General features: G+C 38.2%; 16 protein-coding genes and 3 pseudogenes. 17 read left to right on the top strand and 2 right to left on the bottom strand.

Annotation, left to right across the window (positions count from 1 at the left end):
- Positions 1–54 precede the first annotated feature (54 nt).
- Both AB6E85_RS06940 and AB6E85_RS06945 read right to left on the bottom strand, forming a co-directional pair.
- Positions 55–489 (bottom strand): rhodanese-like domain-containing protein, encoded by a 435-nt coding sequence (locus AB6E85_RS06940; RefSeq protein ID WP_012603060.1) that lies wholly within the window; start codon positions 487–489, stop codon positions 55–57.
- Between the two features lie 289 nt (positions 490–778).
- Positions 779–940: pseudogene (locus AB6E85_RS06945) on the bottom strand (N-acetylmuramoyl-L-alanine amidase); the annotation flags it as partial.
- 93 nt (positions 941–1,033) lie between these two features.
- On the opposite strand from AB6E85_RS06945, the pseudogene AB6E85_RS06950 reads away from it, so the two are divergent.
- The 17 genes and pseudogenes from AB6E85_RS06950 to AB6E85_RS07030 form a co-directional block, all read left to right on the top strand.
- Positions 1,034–1,279: pseudogene (locus tag AB6E85_RS06950) on the top strand (hypothetical protein); the annotation flags it as partial.
- A gap of 350 nt (positions 1,280–1,629) precedes the next feature.
- Positions 1,630–2,670, top strand: coding sequence for a Gfo/Idh/MocA family protein (locus tag AB6E85_RS06955; protein WP_372141991.1), 1,041 nt, complete (start codon positions 1,630–1,632; stop codon positions 2,668–2,670).
- Between the two features lie 15 nt (positions 2,671–2,685).
- Positions 2,686–3,960: a Vi polysaccharide biosynthesis UDP-N-acetylglucosamine C-6 dehydrogenase TviB gene (gene tviB, locus AB6E85_RS06960; RefSeq protein ID WP_372141992.1), complete on the top strand. Its 1,275-nt coding sequence runs from the start codon at positions 2,686–2,688 to the stop codon at positions 3,958–3,960.
- A 46-nt stretch (positions 3,961–4,006) separates the two neighbouring features.
- Positions 4,007–4,588 (top strand): acyltransferase, encoded by a 582-nt coding sequence (locus AB6E85_RS06965; RefSeq protein WP_140367237.1) that lies wholly within the window; start codon positions 4,007–4,009, stop codon positions 4,586–4,588.
- A gap of 8 nt (positions 4,589–4,596) precedes the next feature.
- Complete coding sequence (locus AB6E85_RS06970; RefSeq protein ID WP_372141993.1) at positions 4,597–5,667, top strand: DegT/DnrJ/EryC1/StrS family aminotransferase; 1,071 nt, start codon at positions 4,597–4,599, stop codon at positions 5,665–5,667.
- 4 nt (positions 5,668–5,671) lie between these two features.
- Positions 5,672–6,754, top strand: a complete 1,083-nt coding sequence (locus AB6E85_RS06975) for a hypothetical protein (RefSeq protein WP_372141994.1) — start codon at positions 5,672–5,674, stop codon at positions 6,752–6,754.
- On the top strand, positions 6,744–7,952 hold the full coding sequence (locus AB6E85_RS06980) for a glycosyltransferase (RefSeq protein ID WP_372141995.1): 1,209 nt from the start codon (positions 6,744–6,746) through the stop codon (positions 7,950–7,952). Before AB6E85_RS06975 ends, AB6E85_RS06980 begins: the two co-directional genes overlap by 11 nt.
- A gap of 7 nt (positions 7,953–7,959) precedes the next feature.
- Positions 7,960–9,222 carry a lipopolysaccharide biosynthesis protein gene (locus AB6E85_RS06985; RefSeq protein ID WP_372141996.1) on the top strand — a complete coding sequence of 421 codons (1,263 nt, stop codon included), beginning with the start codon at positions 7,960–7,962 and terminating at the stop codon, positions 9,220–9,222.
- Positions 9,215–10,567, top strand: coding sequence for a hypothetical protein (locus tag AB6E85_RS06990; RefSeq protein WP_372141998.1), 1,353 nt, complete (start codon positions 9,215–9,217; stop codon positions 10,565–10,567). Before AB6E85_RS06985 ends, AB6E85_RS06990 begins: the two co-directional genes overlap by 8 nt.
- On the top strand, positions 10,536–11,534 hold the full coding sequence (locus AB6E85_RS06995; protein WP_372141999.1) for a glycosyltransferase: 999 nt from the start codon (positions 10,536–10,538) through the stop codon (positions 11,532–11,534). Before AB6E85_RS06990 ends, AB6E85_RS06995 begins: the two co-directional genes overlap by 32 nt.
- Entirely contained in the window at positions 11,524–12,279 is a 756-nt protein-coding gene (locus AB6E85_RS07000; protein ID WP_372142001.1) for a glycosyltransferase family 2 protein, read from the top strand. Before AB6E85_RS06995 ends, AB6E85_RS07000 begins: the two co-directional genes overlap by 11 nt.
- Positions 12,280–13,191, top strand: coding sequence for an NAD-dependent epimerase/dehydratase family protein (locus AB6E85_RS07005; protein WP_372142003.1), 912 nt, complete (start codon positions 12,280–12,282; stop codon positions 13,189–13,191).
- 3 nt (positions 13,192–13,194) lie between these two features.
- Positions 13,195–13,743, top strand: coding sequence for a sugar transferase (locus AB6E85_RS07010; protein WP_372142005.1), 549 nt, complete (start codon positions 13,195–13,197; stop codon positions 13,741–13,743).
- 59 nt (positions 13,744–13,802) lie between these two features.
- Positions 13,803–14,969, top strand: coding sequence for a nucleotide sugar dehydrogenase (locus AB6E85_RS07015; protein WP_372142007.1), 1,167 nt, complete (start codon positions 13,803–13,805; stop codon positions 14,967–14,969).
- A 643-nt stretch (positions 14,970–15,612) separates the two neighbouring features.
- Positions 15,613–16,836: pseudogene (locus AB6E85_RS07020) on the top strand (IS4 family transposase).
- Between the two features lie 80 nt (positions 16,837–16,916).
- Entirely contained in the window at positions 16,917–17,165 is a 249-nt protein-coding gene (locus AB6E85_RS07025; protein WP_372142008.1) for a hypothetical protein, read from the top strand.
- A gap of 95 nt (positions 17,166–17,260) precedes the next feature.
- Positions 17,261–19,201 carry a polysaccharide biosynthesis protein gene (locus tag AB6E85_RS07030; protein ID WP_372142009.1) on the top strand — a complete coding sequence of 647 codons (1,941 nt, stop codon included), beginning with the start codon at positions 17,261–17,263 and terminating at the stop codon, positions 19,199–19,201.
- The last annotated feature ends 247 nt before the right edge of the window (positions 19,202–19,448 follow it).

Here is a 19,448-nt window from a genome sequence, read left to right on the forward strand (position 1 = left end):
TATTCGTGTAATCAGGTCAGCTTGCTGCTTGTCGTTAACGGGTATTGCCTTTAATTACTTCTTACCTTTAACCAAAGGTAAGTTAGCTTCGCTCCAAGCCACTAAGCCGCTTTTCAGCACGCTTACGTTTTCGAAACCTGCTTTAACCAGTAGGTTAGCGCTTTCTTGAGCAGTTTGACCTGTCTTGCATACTACGATGATTGGGTCTGCTTTGTGGCTTTCAAGGCTACCAAAGCTATTTGCTTTGATGTCTGACGGCAAAATGTGAACTGCGTCCGTAATATGGCCCTTTTTGAACTCATCCTTAGTACGAATATCAACCACAATACCGTTTTCACGGTTAATCATGTGTGTGGTTTGCGCTGCCGTGATCTCTTTGTAGGCTGCGTTTGATGTCTTGATAACGTTCGCAATGATGGCAACAACCAAGCCGATCCATACGATGGCTAAAATCATATTCTCTTGAACAAATGGAACTAACTCTTGCATATCTTGAACTCTTATTCGTTATTGGGCGAAAAACTATAGGCGAGGAGTATAGCGAGAAAGGATAGGAGAATACAGAGGGAGGCGTTGTGGAACTCAGTGTTATCTCTCTTTCTTAGCACTTCGCATCTCGTTCACCCAAACCCAATCCCTAATAGTCTCTTTCACATGCCGTCATTTCGTTGTTCCAAAACTGAGGAGCGAAGCATCTTGTCATATTATTCTCAGCCTAGCGTAGCTATTTATCTCTTGCTTAACTATCACTTGCCGCCCCTCCATCTGCTCTGAGTCTTTTCAAATGCGAGTCAGTTTGCGACAACGGCTTACCAAGTTCGACCTCCTCATTGCGAATAATAACAAAGTGATCCCCCATATGGCTCCAACCTTTCCTTTTATGCCACGTGTTAATCTCAGCTACATCAATATCTTGCTTCGGCGGTGTAGTGTTGCAATGAGTATTACGGGCAACGAAGTAAGCGATGTAAAACCTAAGCCAATCAAAACTGAAAACACAGATAACGAAGATGAAAAGATCGAATCGAATTCGGAAAGGCGAATTGACGAGTTCTTGAAACCGCTGGTTAACCACTACACATAAGGGCTAACACGTACTGAACTTAAAACGTTATTGGTGGTGAACAACAACCCCAGCTTCGTGTCGCTGTGCCGAAACGGCAACACCTTCATTGATATAGAAAAGCGCTACTGCGACGCAGCACAAGAAAATCTCTACCACATAGGCACTCAGCACCTGCAATACGTACAATGCTGCCGGTGGTTAAATGCGTGGTAACAGGCTGACCAATCAAGGTAATATTTTTACTAGTTAACATGCGCCTATTTTGCTAAAATTATCGCTAATTAGAACCGTGTGAAACAGCATAAAAAGTAGTTTCACCTTGCCTTTAGGAGCCAAACCTAAGGGCGGTAGCGTACCTAAAGTAGAATGAATCTCAATGAAATAGCACTAAAAGCTGTTGAGTGAGTATTTTTTGCGGCCTATTGGGGCAGTTTTAACAAAGTAAGTAGAATCTAGGTTTTATAAGGGATTGTCTAAAGTAGATTGTCTCAAAATGAATAAAAAGTGTCTCAGTGGTTTAAATGGGGCTGAGGTGAGGAATCATAAATTAAGTGGACAGATTGATGATAAAAGATAGAAAGATCCGCATTGCAGTTGTAGGTTGTGGGCGTATATCCAAAAACCATTTTGGTTCAATTGAGCAACTTGAATCGGAATATGAGTTGGTCGCAGTATGCGATAATGACCCTAAAGTACTCGATGAGCATATGTCGCAGTACGGGGTATCTGGCTATCTTTCCATTGATGAACTGCTTGCTTCGGAATCGCTGGATCTAGTAACACTTTGTACGCCTAGTGGTTTGCACGCCTCGCAAGCGATTAAAGCAGCAAAAGCAAAAGTACATGTCATTACCGAAAAGCCAATGGCCACCAAATGGCAAGACGGACTTGATATGGTCCGTGCGTGTGATGAAGAAGGCGTTCGTTTATTCGTAGTAAAGCAGAATCGCCGCAATTCAACGTTACAGTTATTAAAGCGTGCTGTAAATGATAAACGTTTTGGTCAAATTCACATGGTGCATCTGAACGTATTCTGGACTCGACCACAAGAGTATTATGATCGCGCGTCATGGTCCGGCACATGGGATATGGATGGCGGTGCCTTTATGAATCAAGCTACACACTATGTGGATTTAATGCATTGGTTAATTGGTCCGGTAGAGAAACTCCACGCCATGACGTCGACCCACCGCGACATTGATGTTGAAGATACGGGTGTGGTGAATATTAAGTGGCGTAATGGTGCGCTGGGCTCTATGGCTGTGACCATGTGTACTTATCCGAAAAACCTTGAAGGCTCGATAACTATTCTTGGTGAAAAAGGCACGGTAAGAATCGGTGGTGTTGCGGTGAATGATATTCAAGAGTGGACGTTTGAAGATGAGCGCGACTACGACAAAGATATTCACAGCGCGAACTATCAGACCACATCAGTTTACGGTTTTGGTCACCCATCTTATTTCCAAAATGTGGCTGACGTTTTACGAGGTAAAGCGGAGCCAGAAACCGATGGACGTGAAGGCTTAAAATCACTAGAGCTGCTTATTAGCACTTATCGCTCTGCCCGTGATGGTAAAGAAATCGGTTTACCACTGAATTTATAATACTTTGGATAACAAATGAAATTAGATAATTTGAATATCGGTATCATCGGTCTAGGTTATGTAGGCTTACCGCTTGCGGTTGAGTTTGGTAAGAAATACCCAACGTTGGGCTTTGATATCAATGTAGCTCGTGTTCAAGAGCTTGAGAGTGGTAAAGACTCTACTCTAGAGTGTTCGCCAGAAGAGTTGGCAAGCGCGCCTCTTTTGCAATACACCCATCAATTGAAAGATTTGCAAGCATGTAATTTCTATGTGGTAACGGTACCAACGCCAATCACAGAAGAAAACACGCCCGACTTGACTCCATTAAAGAAAGCTTCTGAAGCTCTGGCTCAAGTTATTCAGAAAGGTGACATTGTTGTTTTTGAATCAACAGTATATCCAGGGGCGACAGAAGAGGTGTGCCTTCCTATCATTGAAAAAATGTCAGGATTGGTTTTTAACCAAGACTTTTTTGCGGGTTACAGCCCTGAGCGTATCAACCCAGGCGATAAAGTTAATCGACTCACAACTATCACGAAAATCACGTCAGGTTCGACAGGTGCCGTTGCTGATTTTGTGGATGCGGTATACTCGTCAGTTGTGACTGCTGGTACACATAAGGCTTCTTCAATCAAAGTTGCTGAAGCGGCTAAGGTTATTGAAAACACTCAGCGCGATTTGAACATTGCCATCATTAATGAGTTCGCGAAGATTTTTAACCGTTTAGACATTGATACTGAAGAAGTGTTGAAAGCGGCAGGTACCAAGTGGAACTTCTTGCCATTTAAGCCTGGTTTGGTTGGTGGGCACTGCATTAGTGTTGACCCATACTATCTAACTCATAAAGCTCAAGAGGTGGGGTACCGTCCAGAAGTTATTTTGGCAGGGCGTCGTATCAATGATGGTATGGGCGAATATGTCGCGACACAATTAGTGAAAAAGCTAGCGAGTAAAAAAATTCATATTGATGAAGCAAAAGTACTGATATTAGGTTTTACCTTTAAAGGGGATTGTCCTGATGTCCGTAACACAAAAATCATCAACATCATCACAGAGCTGCAAGACTTTAATATGTCGGTTGATGTGTACGATAGTTGGGCTTCAAAAGAAGAAGTTCGTCATGAATATGGTATTGAGCTCATTGATGAGCTGAAAGAAGGTCATTATGACGGTATCGTGCTGGCGGTTGACCATAGTGAGACGAAAGCTATGGGCGCAGAGGCTTTGCGTCGTTTAGGAAAAGACAGCCACGTTTTATACGATGTGAAACATGTCTTAAGTGTCAGCGAAGCAGATATCCGTCTTTAATCCATAATAAGGGGGTGAATGCTCCCTTTAATCATTTGGAGTAGCTATGAGCTTCTTTCAGCATGAAACTGCCATTGTAGATGATGGTGCTAACATCGGCGAAGGTTCACGAGTGTGGCACTGGGCGCATGTGTGTTCCGGTGCTCAAATTGGTCGTGGCGTCTCTCTGGGGCAAAATGTCTTTGTTGGTAATAAGGTGACCATTGGTGACCAGTGTAAAATTCAAAACAACGTCTCTGTTTATGACAATGTTCACTTAGAAGAGGGCGTTTTTTGTGGGCCTAGCATGGTTTTTACAAATGTTTATAACCCTCGCTCCCTTATTGAACGTAAAGACCAATACCGTGACACTGTCGTGAAAAAGGGCGCCACTTTGGGTGCGAACTGTACGGTTGTGTGCGGTATTACGATTGGTGAGTACGCGTTCATTGGCGCTGGTACTGTCGTGAACAAAGATGTAAAGCCCTTTGCTCTGATGGTGGGTGTTCCAGCCAAGCAAATTGGTTGGATGAGCCAATATGGTGAGCAACTTGATTTGCCATTAGAAGGTCACTTAACTATTACCTGCCCTCACACTCAAACTGTTTATCAGCTTGATGGTTCGATATTAACTGTTGTTGAAGAGTAAAAATAACAATGCAATTTATTGATTTAGCTGCACAGTACCAACATTTAAAAACTAAGATTGATGCTCGCATCCATAAAGTTCTTGACCATGGTCATTATATTATGGGACCTGAAGTTTTCGAGCTTGAGGAACAATTAGCTGAGTATGTTGGCGTAAAACACGCCATTACTTGCGCCAATGGTACCGATGCTTTAACGCTGGCGATGATGGTACTGGACATTAAAGAGGGTGATGCGGTTTTCTGCCCAACGTTTACTTTCTTTGCCACAGCTGAGACGATAGCGTTCGCGAACGCAACCCCAGTATTTGTGGATTCAGAAGAAAGCACATTCAATATTTGTCCAGTAGACTTAGAAAAGCGCATCCAACAAGTGATTGCTGAAGGTAAACTAGTGCCGAAAGCGATTGTGTCTGTGGATTTGTTTGGTCTACCTGCAAACTACGTTGAGATTGAAGCGATTGCTGAGAAGTACAACTTAAAGTTGATTGAAGATGCCGCTCAAGGTTTTGGTGGGTCGTTGAATGGTAAGATGGCTGGAGCATTTGGTGACATTGCAACCACAAGTTTCTTCCCAGCTAAGCCATTGGGTTGCTACGGTGATGGTGGGGCTGTATTCACTAATAATGATGAGTATGCGGCCTTGCTTCGTTCGTTCCGTGTCCATGGAAAAGGCACTGACAAATACGATAACATTCGAATTGGTGTAAACAGCCGATTAGACACTATTCAAGCTGCGATACTCCTAGAAAAATTAATAGTTTTTCCTGAAGAGTTGAAAGCAAGAAATAGAACTGCAAAAAAGTACACCTTTGACTTGTTCAATAAGCTTAATTTGCCCCAAGTTCCTGATGGATATAAAAGTAGTTGGGCACAATATACTGTTCGATCTGAAAATCGAGATCATGATATAGAAGAATATCAGAGAAAAGGTGTACCAACTATGATTTATTATCGAACATGTATGCATCAACAATCTGCCTTCGAGTATTTAGGCTACGGTGTTGGAGCATTCCCTGTGGCTGAAAAATTAGCAAAAGAAGTTTTTAGTTTACCAATGCACCCATACTTAAAGTCGTAATTATATGAAAAAAGAAATCTTTGGAAAATCTGTAGTTATAAACTCCTCAAAAAAATATGAAGGTTTGGTATTAGATAGCGTTGACCTATACCATGACTGTAAATCTGAACACACTGACATTGTTATAAATGTTGGTAAAAAAAGTTTATTTAATATTGAGTCTACCAATCCCAAATTGCTTTCAAATTGCGATAGTGGCTTTATAACAAGATATAGAAATATTGAAATATCTTGGGGGTATATAGATAGTATTCTCAATGTATATGTTAATTTGAAAGAGAAAAGCAAATTAAGAGACGTTGTTAGCAAAGTGATCTCAATGGAGTTTGCCACTCAAAGTCAAATGATTGGGCAGATATTACATGAATTGGTATTGGTTCCGATGAATTATTTCTTTGGTGATTGCTTTCCAATTCATGCTGCGACAGTTTGTAAAAACAATAGATCGTACCTATTTACAGGTACAGGAGGAGTTGGAAAATCTTCTGCTTTGCTTTCATTAAAGGACGCAGGGTATAGTTTTCATAGTGATGATATTGTTCTTATTAACAAAAATGGTATTACTTTTGGCAATATGGCTAAACCTAAGATATATGGGTACAACTGTGCAGGTAATAGCATCCAAAAGTTGATCCTAAAAGATAGGAATGTTCTAGATCAAGCACATTTTTTATTAAAGAACAAATATAACCCGAGTAAAGTTAGGCGAAAAATTTGCCCTAAAGAACTATTTAATGGTTCTATAAGCTTATCAGCAGAAGCGCAAAAGATGTTCTATCTATTTAGAGAAGATGTCAACGAGTTTTGTGTCTCAGAAATAAATGATTTAGTGATGGCTAGAGATATGGCGATATCTGTTATTTCAGCTGAATATATAGAATTTCATCGTTTTATTGAATGGCATAATTACAATTCAATAGCATTAGGAAAGAAACCATTACTTACTATAGAAGGGGTTTTGAATTATTGGAGTTTAGTTCTTGATTCAGCACTTAAAAATATTAAAATTTATAAGGTCTCTATTCCCATTAATATGACTCATGGAGAATATCAAAAAAGCATAAAGGCATTGATTGATGAGCTCTAAAAAAAAAATCTTATATCTTGTTAGTTCTTATCCATATGGGGTTGGAGAAACCTTCGTTGAAGGTGAGTTAAAAGAAGTAATCAATAGTAATCAAGTTGACATATTTCTTTCTCCAATGTCAACGAAAGGGAAAAAGCGAGATGCTATAAGTGAATTAAATATATATCCGACTAAAAAATGCAATTATGATATTCTAATATACGTTATTCAATGTATAGTCTACCCCATATTTTGGTCTGAGGTGAGTAAATTACCAAAAATTAATGTAAGGTTAATTCGTAACCTTGTATTAAAATTTTCACACATTTTAAAAATAAAGCGCCAGATAAAGAAAATAGTTGTTAGAAATGATATAAAAGTCGTTTACTCATTTTGGAATGATGTTCAATCTTATGCTTGTTGCCTTCTTAAACAAGAGGGTCTAGATTTTAATTTGGTGTCTCGAGTTCATGGCTTCGATCTTTATAAAGAAGTTCAAGTTGAGAATCACATGCTATTTAAAAATCACCTTCAGTATTATGTTGATAAATATGTATGCTTATCTGAAGAATCCAAATTTTATCTTATGGAAGAGTACAATGTTAGTGAAAGGAACATTGAAATTATTCCTTTAGGAATTAGCAATATTCCAAAAGGTATAAAAATAGAAAAGAATAATGACGAAGTTCGATTATTATCTTGTTCGTTTTGCACTCAAAACAAAAATATTGATATTATATACACCATTGTTAAAATTATTTCCAAAAATAACACGAATAAAAAAGTGACTTGGATTCATATTGGAGATGGGCCTACCCTTAATAGTGTTCAAGATATGGTTGCTTTTGATAAAGTTAGTAATTTAACTTGTGAATTTCTAGGGTATAAGACTAATAAAGAAATTGAAAAGCTGTATGAAGATAATTACTTTGATTTATTTATAAACGCAAGTTCTTCAGAGGGACAGCCTGTTTCCATAATGGAAGCTATGTCTTATGGCACTCCTATAATTGCATCTGATGTAGGGGGAATTCCCTCCATGTTAAAAGAAACGGGATCTCTAGTCTTTAATATAAACAGTTCCAACCTAGAGGACTCTATCTTAAGAAGCTTAAATAGATTGCTTGATGATAGTAGTTTTAGGGTAAACGCTCATAGAAAAGTAATTGAGAATTTTTCTTCAAAAAAGAATACTAGGAAATTACTTAATTTATGGTAAGTTTGTTATGATTAAAGCTCTGGTTTCAACGTTGTGTTCTCGAATAATTGCCGTGAGTGGAAGCTTATTATTAAGTCTTTATATTTCAAATTTTTTTGGAGTAGAAAAACTAGGTGCCTTTTCTATATCCCTACTTATTTTAAATGGGTGTGGAATATTGAGTAGATATGGAATGGATATTTACTATATAAAGCATGGTGCTAATATAAAATCGAAAGGGATGAATTTGATTTTATATGTGTCATTAATGAAAAAAGTCGCCAAAAATTCAATAATAATTTCTCTTTTTATTTTATTTATTGGATGCGTCGTGAGTGAATTAGATACTTTCGTTCGCTTTGATCTAAGAGTTTTTTTTATTTTCGTTTCTATTTTACCTTTCTTTTCTATTTCTTATATGTGTTCGTCATATTATAAGGCGGCAGGGTTACCATCCGTATCCTGTTTTTTTGAAGTAGGAATGATATCATTTTTAACGATGCTTTTATCGTTTGCTTTTATGTATTCAGGCGTTCGTGTTAGTTTTGATATGGTGATTTTTCTTTTTTTGTGCTCAAGTGTGATTTTTTCATTATTAGGAACCGCTTTAATAACGAAAGAAAGGAAAACAAATAAACCTAAACTTGTTCCGAAAGACGAAAGTCAAACAAGCAACTTTTTTTGGATTTCAATCATTGGCTATTTTCAACTATCTATATTTACCTATGTTTGTACATATTTTTTAAGTTTAAGTGATATTGGAGTTTTTAAAGCTATTGAAAGAGTTGCTATGACAATAAGTTTTGTCCTTGTGGTTCTAAATTCTATATTAATGCCAAAATTTAGTTATGCATATCGACGTGGAGAGTTAGGGGAATTAGCCAGGTTAATGAGGAATGGGATTGTTTTAAGCTTATGTTTTACATTACCTATTGTATTCACTATTGCCATTTTTCCGGAGTTTATACTTGGTATGTTTGGAGATGAATTTAGATCCTACGTTAATATTTTATGGATTATGTGCTTAGCTCAATGGATAAATGTGCTGTTTGGGTCTGTAGGGACTGTTTTGAACATGACAAGCTTTGAAAAGGATGTAAAGCGAGTTTCTCTTACAATCTCAGCCCTAACCATACTAATATTACCTTACTCAGTTTACAATTATGGTCTTGAAGGGGCTGCTTATTCATACCTTTCTTTCATTGTAATACAAAATGTTTTTTTGACATATTTTGTCTCGAAAAGATTAGATTTAAAGCTCTTATCTATGGTAGGTAAGAGTTGTGAATGAAATAATTACAATTGGAAGTATTATAACCTTTTTCATGGTATTTGTTCTAATATACACTAACAAAGGGATTTATAATCCAATTCTCTATTTAATGCCTTATTTGGTATTTATCTATTTATGTGCAATATATAGAACCATATATGGATTCGAGGATGTTAGAATTACTTCATTTATTATTGGGAGCACAGTTGAAAATCGAATTGAAGTATACATTAATTATACGCTTGCATTTAATTATTTTTTGATTGTCGGTTTTTTTTTACAAAATACACCGCCTAAGAATATAGTTAAAATTGATTCGATTAATTTGGATTCAAATATCACTGCTTTGTTTAATTTTATTTGTTTAAGCCTAGCTTTACTTAATTTTCTTTATGTTACAAATGTCGTTTCAGGCGGAGTTTTACAATATTTCTTACATTTAAAACTGAATGCCCAAAGTATATCTGAGCTAGGTTTGAGTACAATAGGCTATAATTTTGTTTATGCATCTTTGATTGTTACGATAATAGCTTATTCGTCCGGTAAGATATCTAAAATACATTTATTTGTCGTTTTGCTTATATTCTTTTTAATTGTTCTCTCCAAGGCGAGAGTGACTCAACTCGCGACAGATTTTTTGCTAGTCGTAATTTTTTACCTCAGAGTATCTAATAAATCTATAAGTATAAAACGATTCTCTGTGATATTTTCTTCGCTAGTTTTGGTTGCAATACTGACTTTTACATTTAGATATGTATCGGATATGTATCGTGTTGGAATGATTGAAAAGTTATCTGTTGATGAGGCAAAGTTCATATTTGACTTGGTTATTGCAAAACTGTTGAATGAGGGTAATTTACCTAACTATGCTAGCTTCTATGCAATATATCATTCATATGGTCAAATAATTGATTATAGGTGTGGTGAAACTATAATTGCACCTATCTTTAATTTATTTTCTCCTTTAAAAGTTATCGTTCCTGAAGGTATTGACTTTACTCCAACATCTATTGAATTTAAACAAAAGTTATTCCCGACGGACCCCGGGGATGGCTTTCCTCCAAGTTTGTTTGGGGACTTTTATGCAAATGGCGGAATGCTAGCGCTGGTTACATTTATTACGATGCTGCTGCTTTTTCTCTGGCTTTTACGCTACTTTTTAATGAGGACGAGTAGTCCAATAATTGTTTTTTCTATAGTTTATGTAATTACGAAAATAATATTTATATTACCTAAAGGGGAAATGGCTAGATTTAATAATATAAATATTTTGATTCTTATTCTTCCTGTGGTTTGGTTGTTTCTTTATTTGTTTTCTTCTAGGAAAGTTAATGATTTATCATATATGTCGAGGCGACGCTGAGTTTAGCAGTCGTATTATTCTTCAGAAAAGTTTTATCGAGAGTACGAAGCAAGTTGTTATTGATAAGCTTCCTTATGTATATTTTAATCTATATAAAAAAGCCCAGGAAGGAGATGTGTTTATTTTTCATCAACATGCAATGTTAATAAATTTAGTTATCTTTTATTTCTTCACTAAAGTGATTAATAGAAAGAGTGATGTGTTGATTGTTTTTGATATTCATGACTTAAATGAAATTAAGTATAATATCACCTTGAAAGGATATATCTATTATGCCGTTTTATTTTTGTTGGAATCTATAGTCTTTAAGCTTGATATTAAATTTATGACGGTTTCTAATGGTCTTTCCAAAATATTATACAAAAGTTACGGTATAGTTGCACCTATTGTATATAATATCCCAATAATAACAGATTATCATAGCTCAAATTCTATTGTTAATGAAATTTGTAAGAAAAAAGAATTAGTATATTTTGGTCAAATCAACCAAAATAGGTTGCCAATTGAGGTTGTTAATAGGTTGTTGGCAGATTCAAAGCTTGACGTATACGGATATTTATCAGGAGAAAGTGAAGAGTATTTGATGGAATTTAATTCTCTCAAAGGGCATGAGAACTTTAGATTTCTTGGTAAATATAAACCAAGAGATGTGAGTCAATTATTGAGAAATTATGACTTTAGTGTGATTTTCTTAAGCGATAATCGGTTGAACATACGTTATTGCATGCCAAATAAGTTATTTCAATCTTTATCTTGTGATGTTCCTGTTATTGCGTCAGATAATTTGTTTGAGATTGGTTTGAATTTTTCAAGTTCAGGATATGTTATTTCTGTTACTGACTATTTGTCTAAAAATATGAATAACAAGAATAGTGATGAGCTTAATATTAAATTAACGGGTTTCTATGAGAAATCTAAACGAAATTTTGTGTTTTTAACTTCAAATAAGGCGTCTAGTGGAAGATAAAGTATCAATAATTGTGCCCACACATAATGTGAGTGCTTTCATCCAAGAAACGATAGATAGTGTAAAGGCACAATCATATACAAACTGGGAGCTAATTGTCGTCGATGATTGTTCTTCAGACAATACTTTTGATATATTGGAAAGAATAGCAGCAACAGATTCTCGGATAATAATATTGTCGAATGAATTTAACTCTGGTGCTGGTGAGGCTAGAAATAAAGGTATTTGTGTATCAAAAGGCCGATATATTGCATTTTTGGATTCAGATGATCTTTGGATGCCAGATAAGCTTTCGAAACAAATTTGTTTTATGTCAAAAAATAATGCGGCCATATCCCATACGTCTTACTCATTTGTCGATGAGTCCAGCGTTATACGAAAAGGCTACGTTAAGGTTTCAAAAGCAGTTGATTTGTTTGATAATTTGAAGAGAACGGAGATTGGTACATCTACTGCTATTATTGATACTTCCATTATTGGAAGAAATTTCCGATTCTCTCCAATGAGGGCACGACAAGATATAAAGTTATGGGTTGAACTACTAGGGAAAGGATACCTTTCTCATGGTTTAGATGAACCACTCGTAAAATATAGAGTTCGCGCAGGAAGTGTTAGCAGCAATAAATTTAAAATGTTGTATGTGACTTTTAATGTTTACGTTTCTGTTTACCAACTGTCCTTACCCAAACGACTTTACTGTTATTGCTGTTATGTGCTGAATGCCATCAAAAAAAGAGGTGAATAAATGTTGTTGGTGACAGGTGTAACCGGCTTTATTGGTAACCATTTATCAAAAAATATTAAGTCTGCAAGATATGTTGTTCTAAATAGGAATGAGTGCAGTTTTTCTGACATCTATCATGTGGAAAATATTAACGGGAATACTTCATGGCAGGGTGCTTTCCATGATATTGATGTGATTGTACACCTTGCAGGTGTTGCACATATACATAGCGCAAGTAGTCATTATTATAAAGAAGTAAACACGGAAGGTACTATCCAACTAGCACGTGAAGCCGTAAAAGCAGGAGTCAAACGCTTTGTCTTTGTCAGTTCAATCGGTGTCAATGGAACATCCACTCGGGAGCTCCCTTTTAAAGATAGTTCTATACCTTGTCCCCATAATTCATACGCACAGTCAAAATACGATGCAGAACTTGGGCTTAAAGAAATAGCGGAAAAAACAGGGCTCGAAGTCGTAATAGTGAGACCTACTTTAGTTTATGGCCCTAGCGCTCCAGGAAATTTTGGCATGTTAACTCGGCTCATTAATAAGTTCCCATTTTTGCCTTTTGGATTAGCGAATAACCGAAGAGATTTCATTGCTGTTCAAAACTTAGCTGATTTATTGGTTACCTGTGCTAAGCATCCTGCCGCGGCTGGGCATACTTTTTTAGCTAGTGACGGTAACACAGTTTCGATTAAGGAGTTTACTGGTGCAATTGCTAAAGGGTTAGGTAAGAGGGTTTTCCAGCTAGCAATTCCGGTGACTTTAATGCGCTTAGCCGGGAAGCTGGTTGGTAAATCGGATATGATCGAGCAACTTTACGGCAACTTAGAAGTAGACTCTTCTAGTATTAAAGATGTGTTAGACTGGACACCCCCACTAACAATGAAGCAAGCAATGGTAACATTGCGTGATACAGGAACAAAATAATATATGATTCGTCTTTTTGATTTCCTAGCGGCCTTTTTCGGTATGCTTGTTCTCTGGCCGATTTTATTGCTCGTTACCGTTATCGGTATGTTTGATACTGGCTCACCAATTTTTGTGCAAGAGCGTGTAGGTCGTAATAAAAAGCCGTTTAAACTGATTAAGTTTCGTACTATGTCAATTGAAACCAAATCTGTAGCAAGCCACTTAGCTTGCAATGCATCAATCACTAAGCTTGGCAATTTTCTTCGTAAAACTAAAATCGATGAGCTACCTCAGCTGATTAATGTCTTAAAAGGTGAAATGAGTTTAGTTGGTCCTCGACCAAACTTATTCAATCAGGAAGAGTTGATTAAAGAGCGTGATGCGAAAGGGGTCTATGATGTTTTGCCCGGCATCACTGGTCTGGCCCAGGTTAAGAATATTGATATGTCAACACCGAAATTATTGGCTAAAGTCGATAAGCAAATGATCGAGTCGCTGACATTAAAAAGTTACTTTAAGTATATTTTGATGACTGCGACGGGCAGTGGTTCTGGTGACGCAGTTAAGTAAAATGTAATCCAAGAATATCACCTTCCTCTATTTTAATTTACGAATATATTTGGCTATTTATGAAAATTGCAATTGCCGGTACAGGCTATGTAGGCTTATCAAATGCGATGTTATTGGCTCAACATCATGAGGTCATCGCAGTCGATATTATTGAAGATAAAGTGAAGCTGCTTAACGAAAAATCATCTCCAATCATCGATGCCGAAATTGAAGAATTTTTGGCAAATAGATCTTTAAAATTTACAGCAACGCTTGATAATGAGTTGGCTTATTCAAATGCAGAATATGTCATTATTGCAACACCGACAGACTATGACCCTGAGACTAACTACTTTAACACGTCTTCGGTCGAAGCTGTAATTAAAGAGGTTATGGCTATTAACCCTAATGCGGTGATGGTGATAAAATCTACAGTTCCAGTTGGTTATACTGCTCGTATTAAACAAGAGCTAGAGTGTGAAAATCTATTATTTTCTCCTGAATTCTTACGCGAAGGTAAGGCGCTTTATGATAACTTGCATCCTTCTCGTATTATAGTGGGTGAACGTAGTGAACGGGCTAAAATATTTGCTGATCTATTAGTTGAAGGAGCGTTGAAACAAGATATCGAAGTTTTGTTCACAGATTCCACGGAAGCCGAGGCAGTGAAACTGTTTTCTAACACTTATTTAGCGCTTCGAGTATCTTACTTTAATGAATTAGACACTTATGCTGAATCACATGGATTAGATTCTCGCCAAATCATCGAAGGGGTCAGTTTAGACCCACGTATTGGTTCTCATTATAATAACCCTTCATTTGGTTATGGTGGTTATTGCCTGCCAAAAGATACTAAGCAGCTGCTTGCGAATTATCAAGATGTTCCCAATGAAATCATTGGTGCAATTGTGGATGCGAACCGTACTCGAAAGGATTTTATCGCAGAGTCGATTTTGATTAAAAATCCTAAACGTGTCGGTATTTATCGCCTTATTATGAAGTCTGGCTCGGATAACTTTCGAGCATCGAGTATTCAAGGTGTGATGAAACGCATCAAAGCGAAAGGTGTAGAAGTGGTGGTGTATGAGCCTGTTTTGAAAGACGATGAGTTTTTCCATTCAAAAGTCATACGCGATCTACAAGAATTCAAAGAAAGCTGTGATGTGATTGTATCAAATCGTATGGTCGATGAAATTAAAGATGTTGCGGACAAAGTTTATACTCGTGACTTATTTGGTTCTGATTAATTTCTCTCGATACCGTGCTACTTATTGGAGAGGATCTTTTCCTAGTATGAATTTTCACAATTAATCATGACCTTACCGCGCTATCTTTCTCACCCCTGAGATAGACGATCGTCCAAGCTCCTCTTTTTGAGACTTCGCGATAAACATCCCAATAGGTCCGGTTCTAGGCGCTATTGGGAGCATCATAACTATCGTTCTACCTTGTTGATTTGTAAAGCTTAAATTTTAGTGTGTAAATTTAGTGAGACGGTTTTTCTATAAAATCTTTCAAAATCAACTTTTAAACACAGAGATCGTGATCCATCTTCTCAAAATCAGAGCTCCTCTTTGTGGGTCAGAAACCACCTATTTACCTGTGAGTATCTACATGTTAGTTGCAGGCTCAGCTCGTGACTTTGAGCTTGATGTTGTGGGTTTATTAACCAGTAGACCTTTGTTAGCGAGATGCCTAGTCGTGTTATTCAACGCAGATAGTGTGCTCGCAGCAGGGTGAAAATCGTTTAATGAAGAGGGCTTATGTCGTATAAGCTCACATCATAGACAGGATCTTAAGAGCTAAGTAATTTATTTAGATAGAAAAATGGCTTCATTTATGATCAGATAATCGTCACCAAACAAACCATCTATATTAATCGTGAAGCCGATGACGATTACCTCCTTACAAAAGCAATTTAAGCAATTCTTTAATGCTGACAGTCTTAAAAAAATGGCGAAAAGTACAGGCCTTATGAAACGGTGTCGAGCGATTTTACCCGTGCAGTTAGTTATTAGTTTAGTAGCCGCATTGAGCAAAGGAAACTGCTCTTCCATTGCGGAGCTACTTCGGCAATTCAATGGTCTGTGTTTAAGCCCTGAAGATGCAGTGGCATACAAGCCTTATCATAACCAATTGAGAAATGAGGAGTTTCCGATATTCATGTGTCAGTTGACCATGCGATCAATCGCTCAGTTTACTCGCTAGCAGAGTGTCAATTTACCAGATAAACTCGCCACCTTTGATGATGTGTTAATTCAAGATGGTAGCTCTTTCCGTATTCATCGTGACCTTGCAGACATTTATCCAATCCGATTTAAACGCAGCCCAGCCGCGGTTGAATGCCACATGACAATGTCGTTAAAAAGCTTTTCCCCAGTTGAGATGAGCATCAGCGCTGATACAGCATCAGAAAGAGATTTTTTACCTGAACCTAAAACCATGAATAACAAATTGCTATTGGCTGATGCAGGGTATCCTGATTTTCACTTTTTTAGCGAGCTTGAACAGCACGGAGGGTTCTATATTGTCCGGGGGGCTAAGTCTCTTAACCCTATGATTATCCGAGCGAGAAACGGTCAGGGGCGACTTCTACCTAAGCTCGAAGGCAAGAAGCTTAAAGACATTACTCGCGGTACTAATCGTTCACAAGTACTCGATCTTAAAGTCCGTCGTGGTAAGCAAGAATTTAGAGTTGTGCGTCGTTGGTTTGCCGAAGAGAAGCGGTTTTGTATTTGGATAACAAACCTTCCTTCCAACACTTATAGTGCTGATGACATCATGGCGATCTACCGTTGTCGATGGCAGGTGGAGTTACTTTTCAAGGAGTTAAAATCTCATACTAACTGGCAACGATTTGTCATCGCACAAAAGGCCATCGTTGATGGTCCTATCTGTGCCAGTTTACTCGCGTTAATTATCAGGCGCAGTACAGCGCTTCAGATAATGCCATCGGTCTCTCTGTTTAAGGCGGCCAAAAATGTGGACGTGTGGCTGTTGCCGATATTTGAGTGTATCAGCCACGGCGCATGGTCAGAGCTTATCTATAAGACCGACTGGACTACCTGTTATATATCAAGGAATACGCAAAAATTCGCCCAGAATAAATCTTAAGAAAACATAATCTTAGATGGGATCTACGCCGAGCTTAATGCTTAAGGTTCAGTCTATGAAGCTCAATTCACTGTGAATATTTGCCTAAAAGTGGTGTCAATATTTTTTGTTTTGATGAGTTGGCTGAACGTGAAAACGCGGTATGGCTGTTTTGTGTCACTTATGAGGCGGATGAAGAAGAGCTTGAGTCTAATCATAAACTGGCAGATATTGGCGATATTGTGTGGCAAACTCAAATCCAAATACAATGCTGCCCGTACAGTGGTGAGCGACTGCCTCCAGACTTAAAGAAAAGGAACGCGGTTTATCATCATTATCACTCTGGTTAATTATTATCCATGTTTTGCTTAGTGGTATGGTTTTATTTTGTGACCCAAATTCAGGCTATTTAATAGCTTTATAAATAACTATTAAGAATCATTTTATGCAACGTCTAAACTTTATATGGCAATTCTCTCGCGTGAAAAAGCGGGTGATAAGTGTCACGATCGATATTTTACTTATTCTCTTTGCTCTGCATATTGCGTTATGGACAAGACTTGGTGATTTCCGGTTTTTGAATGATGGCGATAGCTTATTACTGGCTGGCTTAACAGTAATAACAACGGTCCTCATTTTTACAAAAATAGGGCTTTATCGCGCCGTTCTTCGTTACCTTACCTTTCAAGCTCTGTTTGTCGTATCTGCAGGTGCGATACTGTCGGCGGTAGCATTGGCCGCTTTTGCTTATTACCTGCAAGAGCCCATCCCCCGCACTGTCCCTATTATCTATGGTGCCTATTTAGTGCTATTGTGTGGCGGCTCTCGTCTTGTGGTTCGTAACCTTGTTGCTACTATGTCACCTTCGAAAGGCTCACGTCAAGAAGTGTTGATTTATGGTGCAGGCTCTGGCGGCCGACAATTGGCTGTTGCGTTACGAGCCTCTGAAAATTATCGAGTTCGCGCGTTTATTGATGAAGATAGCACGCTAACTAATACGATGATTTTAGGTTTGCCTGTTATTGCCTTAGGCAAAGCGGAAGGGCTAATTGAAAAGTATGATGTTTCTAAAATCTTGCTCGCGATCCCCAGTGCTTCTCGTGCTCGTCGTAAACAAATTTTAGATTTACTCGCACCGTTCCCTGTTGAGATTCAAACCGTTCCCGATATGGCAGACATTGTGTCAGGCAAAGCCAAAATTGATGAACTGACCGATGTGCCTATCGAAGATCTGTTAGGTCGAGATTCGGTTGCGCCTCAGCAAGCACTGATGGAAGCCAACATCAAAGGCAAAGTGGTGATGGTGACCGGTGCCGGTGGTTCTATTGGCTCTGAGCTTTGTCGGCAAATCCTGAAACAACAGCCTAAAACATTAGTGCTTTTTGAAGTCTCTGAGTTTGGTTTGTACCAAATCGATCGTGAGCTATCTTTGAGGAAAGAAACCAACGGTTATGACGTTGAGATTGTTCCGTTACTAGGTTCGGTGCAGCGTTCACATCGCTTGTTAACCTCAATGCAGTCTTTTGGTGTCCAAACGGTTTATCATGCGGCGGCTTATAAGCATGTTCCTCTTGTTGAATACAATGTAGTGGAAGGCGTACGCAATAACGTATATGGCACTTACTATACGGCTAAAGCGGCGATTGAAGCCGGTGTTGAATCTTTTGTGCTTATCTCGACAGACAAAGCGGTACGCCCAACGAACGTGATGGGCACCACCAAGCGCATGGCGGAATTAGGATTACAAGCCTTAGCGCAGCAAGAAAACCCAAAACAAAACGGTACTCGTTTCTGTATGGTGCGTTTCGGCAATGTATTAGGCTCTTCAGGTTCGGTAATCCCTTTGTTTAAAAAGCAGATTGAAGCGGGAGGGCCACTTACGGTGACCCACCCTGATATCACCCGTTTCTTTATGACGATCCCTGAAGCCGCGCAACTGGTGATTCAAGCGGGCGCTATGGGTAAAGGCGGGGATGTATTCGTACTTGATATGGGTGAATCCGTGAAAATTACCGACCTTGCAGAAAACTTGATTAAGCTTTCTGGCCTTTCAGTTAAAAACGAAGAAAATCAGCAAGGTGATATTGAGATTAAGTTCTCGGGCCTAAGACCCGGTGAGAAGCTCTATGAAGAGCTATTGATTGGCGACAATGTTGAGCGAACAGCCCATGAACGTATCATGACGGCGCAAGAGGTGTTCTTACCAATTGATGAGTATGACACGCTACTTGAATCCTTAGACTTTGCTTGCCATAACTTAGAGCATGAAATGATTCGACAATTGCTACTTGATGCACCAACGGGTTTTAACCCAACCGATGGAATTGGTGATTTGGTTTGGAATGCTAGTCAAACACAAGAAGAGCCAAATACAACTAATGTTTAGTGTGAAGCTAATGCTTAGCGAAAGCCGATGATAAGGGTGAAGGGAAATAGATAATAGAGAGCCTCGTAATGTGATTACGGGGCTCTTTTTGATTCTATGCCTCTAGAACCGTTCTCGATCTAGTCAACTGAACCTTCTCGTCCTGTTAAAATCAACCCCAATGTATTTAAAGGCCGGTTGACGCACCTCTCGTCATTATCGACTCGTCTTCTTTAGCTTCTACTTTCATGGGTTGGAAGAAGTTCTT

This window comes from Vibrio sp. 10N.247.311.51, assembly GCF_041467855.1.
Classification (GTDB): domain Bacteria; phylum Pseudomonadota; class Gammaproteobacteria; order Enterobacterales; family Vibrionaceae; genus Vibrio; species Vibrio coralliirubri.

Coding starts and splice junctions, on each gene's coding strand:
- AB6E85_RS07015 (WP_372142007.1), top strand. CDS start 13,803: ATGAAAATTGCAATTGCCGGTACAGGCTATGTAGGCTTATCAAATGCG.
- tviB (WP_372141992.1), top strand. CDS start 2,686: ATGAAATTAGATAATTTGAATATCGGTATCATCGGTCTAGGTTATGTA.
- AB6E85_RS06975 (WP_372141994.1), top strand. CDS start 5,672: ATGAAAAAAGAAATCTTTGGAAAATCTGTAGTTATAAACTCCTCAAAA.
- AB6E85_RS06965 (WP_140367237.1), top strand. CDS start 4,007: ATGAGCTTCTTTCAGCATGAAACTGCCATTGTAGATGATGGTGCTAAC.
- AB6E85_RS07010 (WP_372142005.1), top strand. CDS start 13,195: ATGATTCGTCTTTTTGATTTCCTAGCGGCCTTTTTCGGTATGCTTGTT.
- AB6E85_RS06980 (WP_372141995.1), top strand. CDS start 6,744: ATGAGCTCTAAAAAAAAAATCTTATATCTTGTTAGTTCTTATCCATAT.
- AB6E85_RS07005 (WP_372142003.1), top strand. CDS start 12,280: ATGTTGTTGGTGACAGGTGTAACCGGCTTTATTGGTAACCATTTATCA.
- AB6E85_RS06970 (WP_372141993.1), top strand. CDS start 4,597: ATGCAATTTATTGATTTAGCTGCACAGTACCAACATTTAAAAACTAAG.
- AB6E85_RS06940 (WP_012603060.1), bottom strand. CDS start 489: ATGCAAGAGTTAGTTCCATTTGTTCAAGAGAATATGATTTTAGCCATC.
- AB6E85_RS06985 (WP_372141996.1), top strand. CDS start 7,960: ATGATTAAAGCTCTGGTTTCAACGTTGTGTTCTCGAATAATTGCCGTG.
- AB6E85_RS07030 (WP_372142009.1), top strand. CDS start 17,261: ATGCAACGTCTAAACTTTATATGGCAATTCTCTCGCGTGAAAAAGCGG.
- AB6E85_RS06955 (WP_372141991.1), top strand. CDS start 1,630: ATGATAAAAGATAGAAAGATCCGCATTGCAGTTGTAGGTTGTGGGCGT.
- AB6E85_RS06995 (WP_372141999.1), top strand. CDS start 10,536: ATGATTTATCATATATGTCGAGGCGACGCTGAGTTTAGCAGTCGTATT.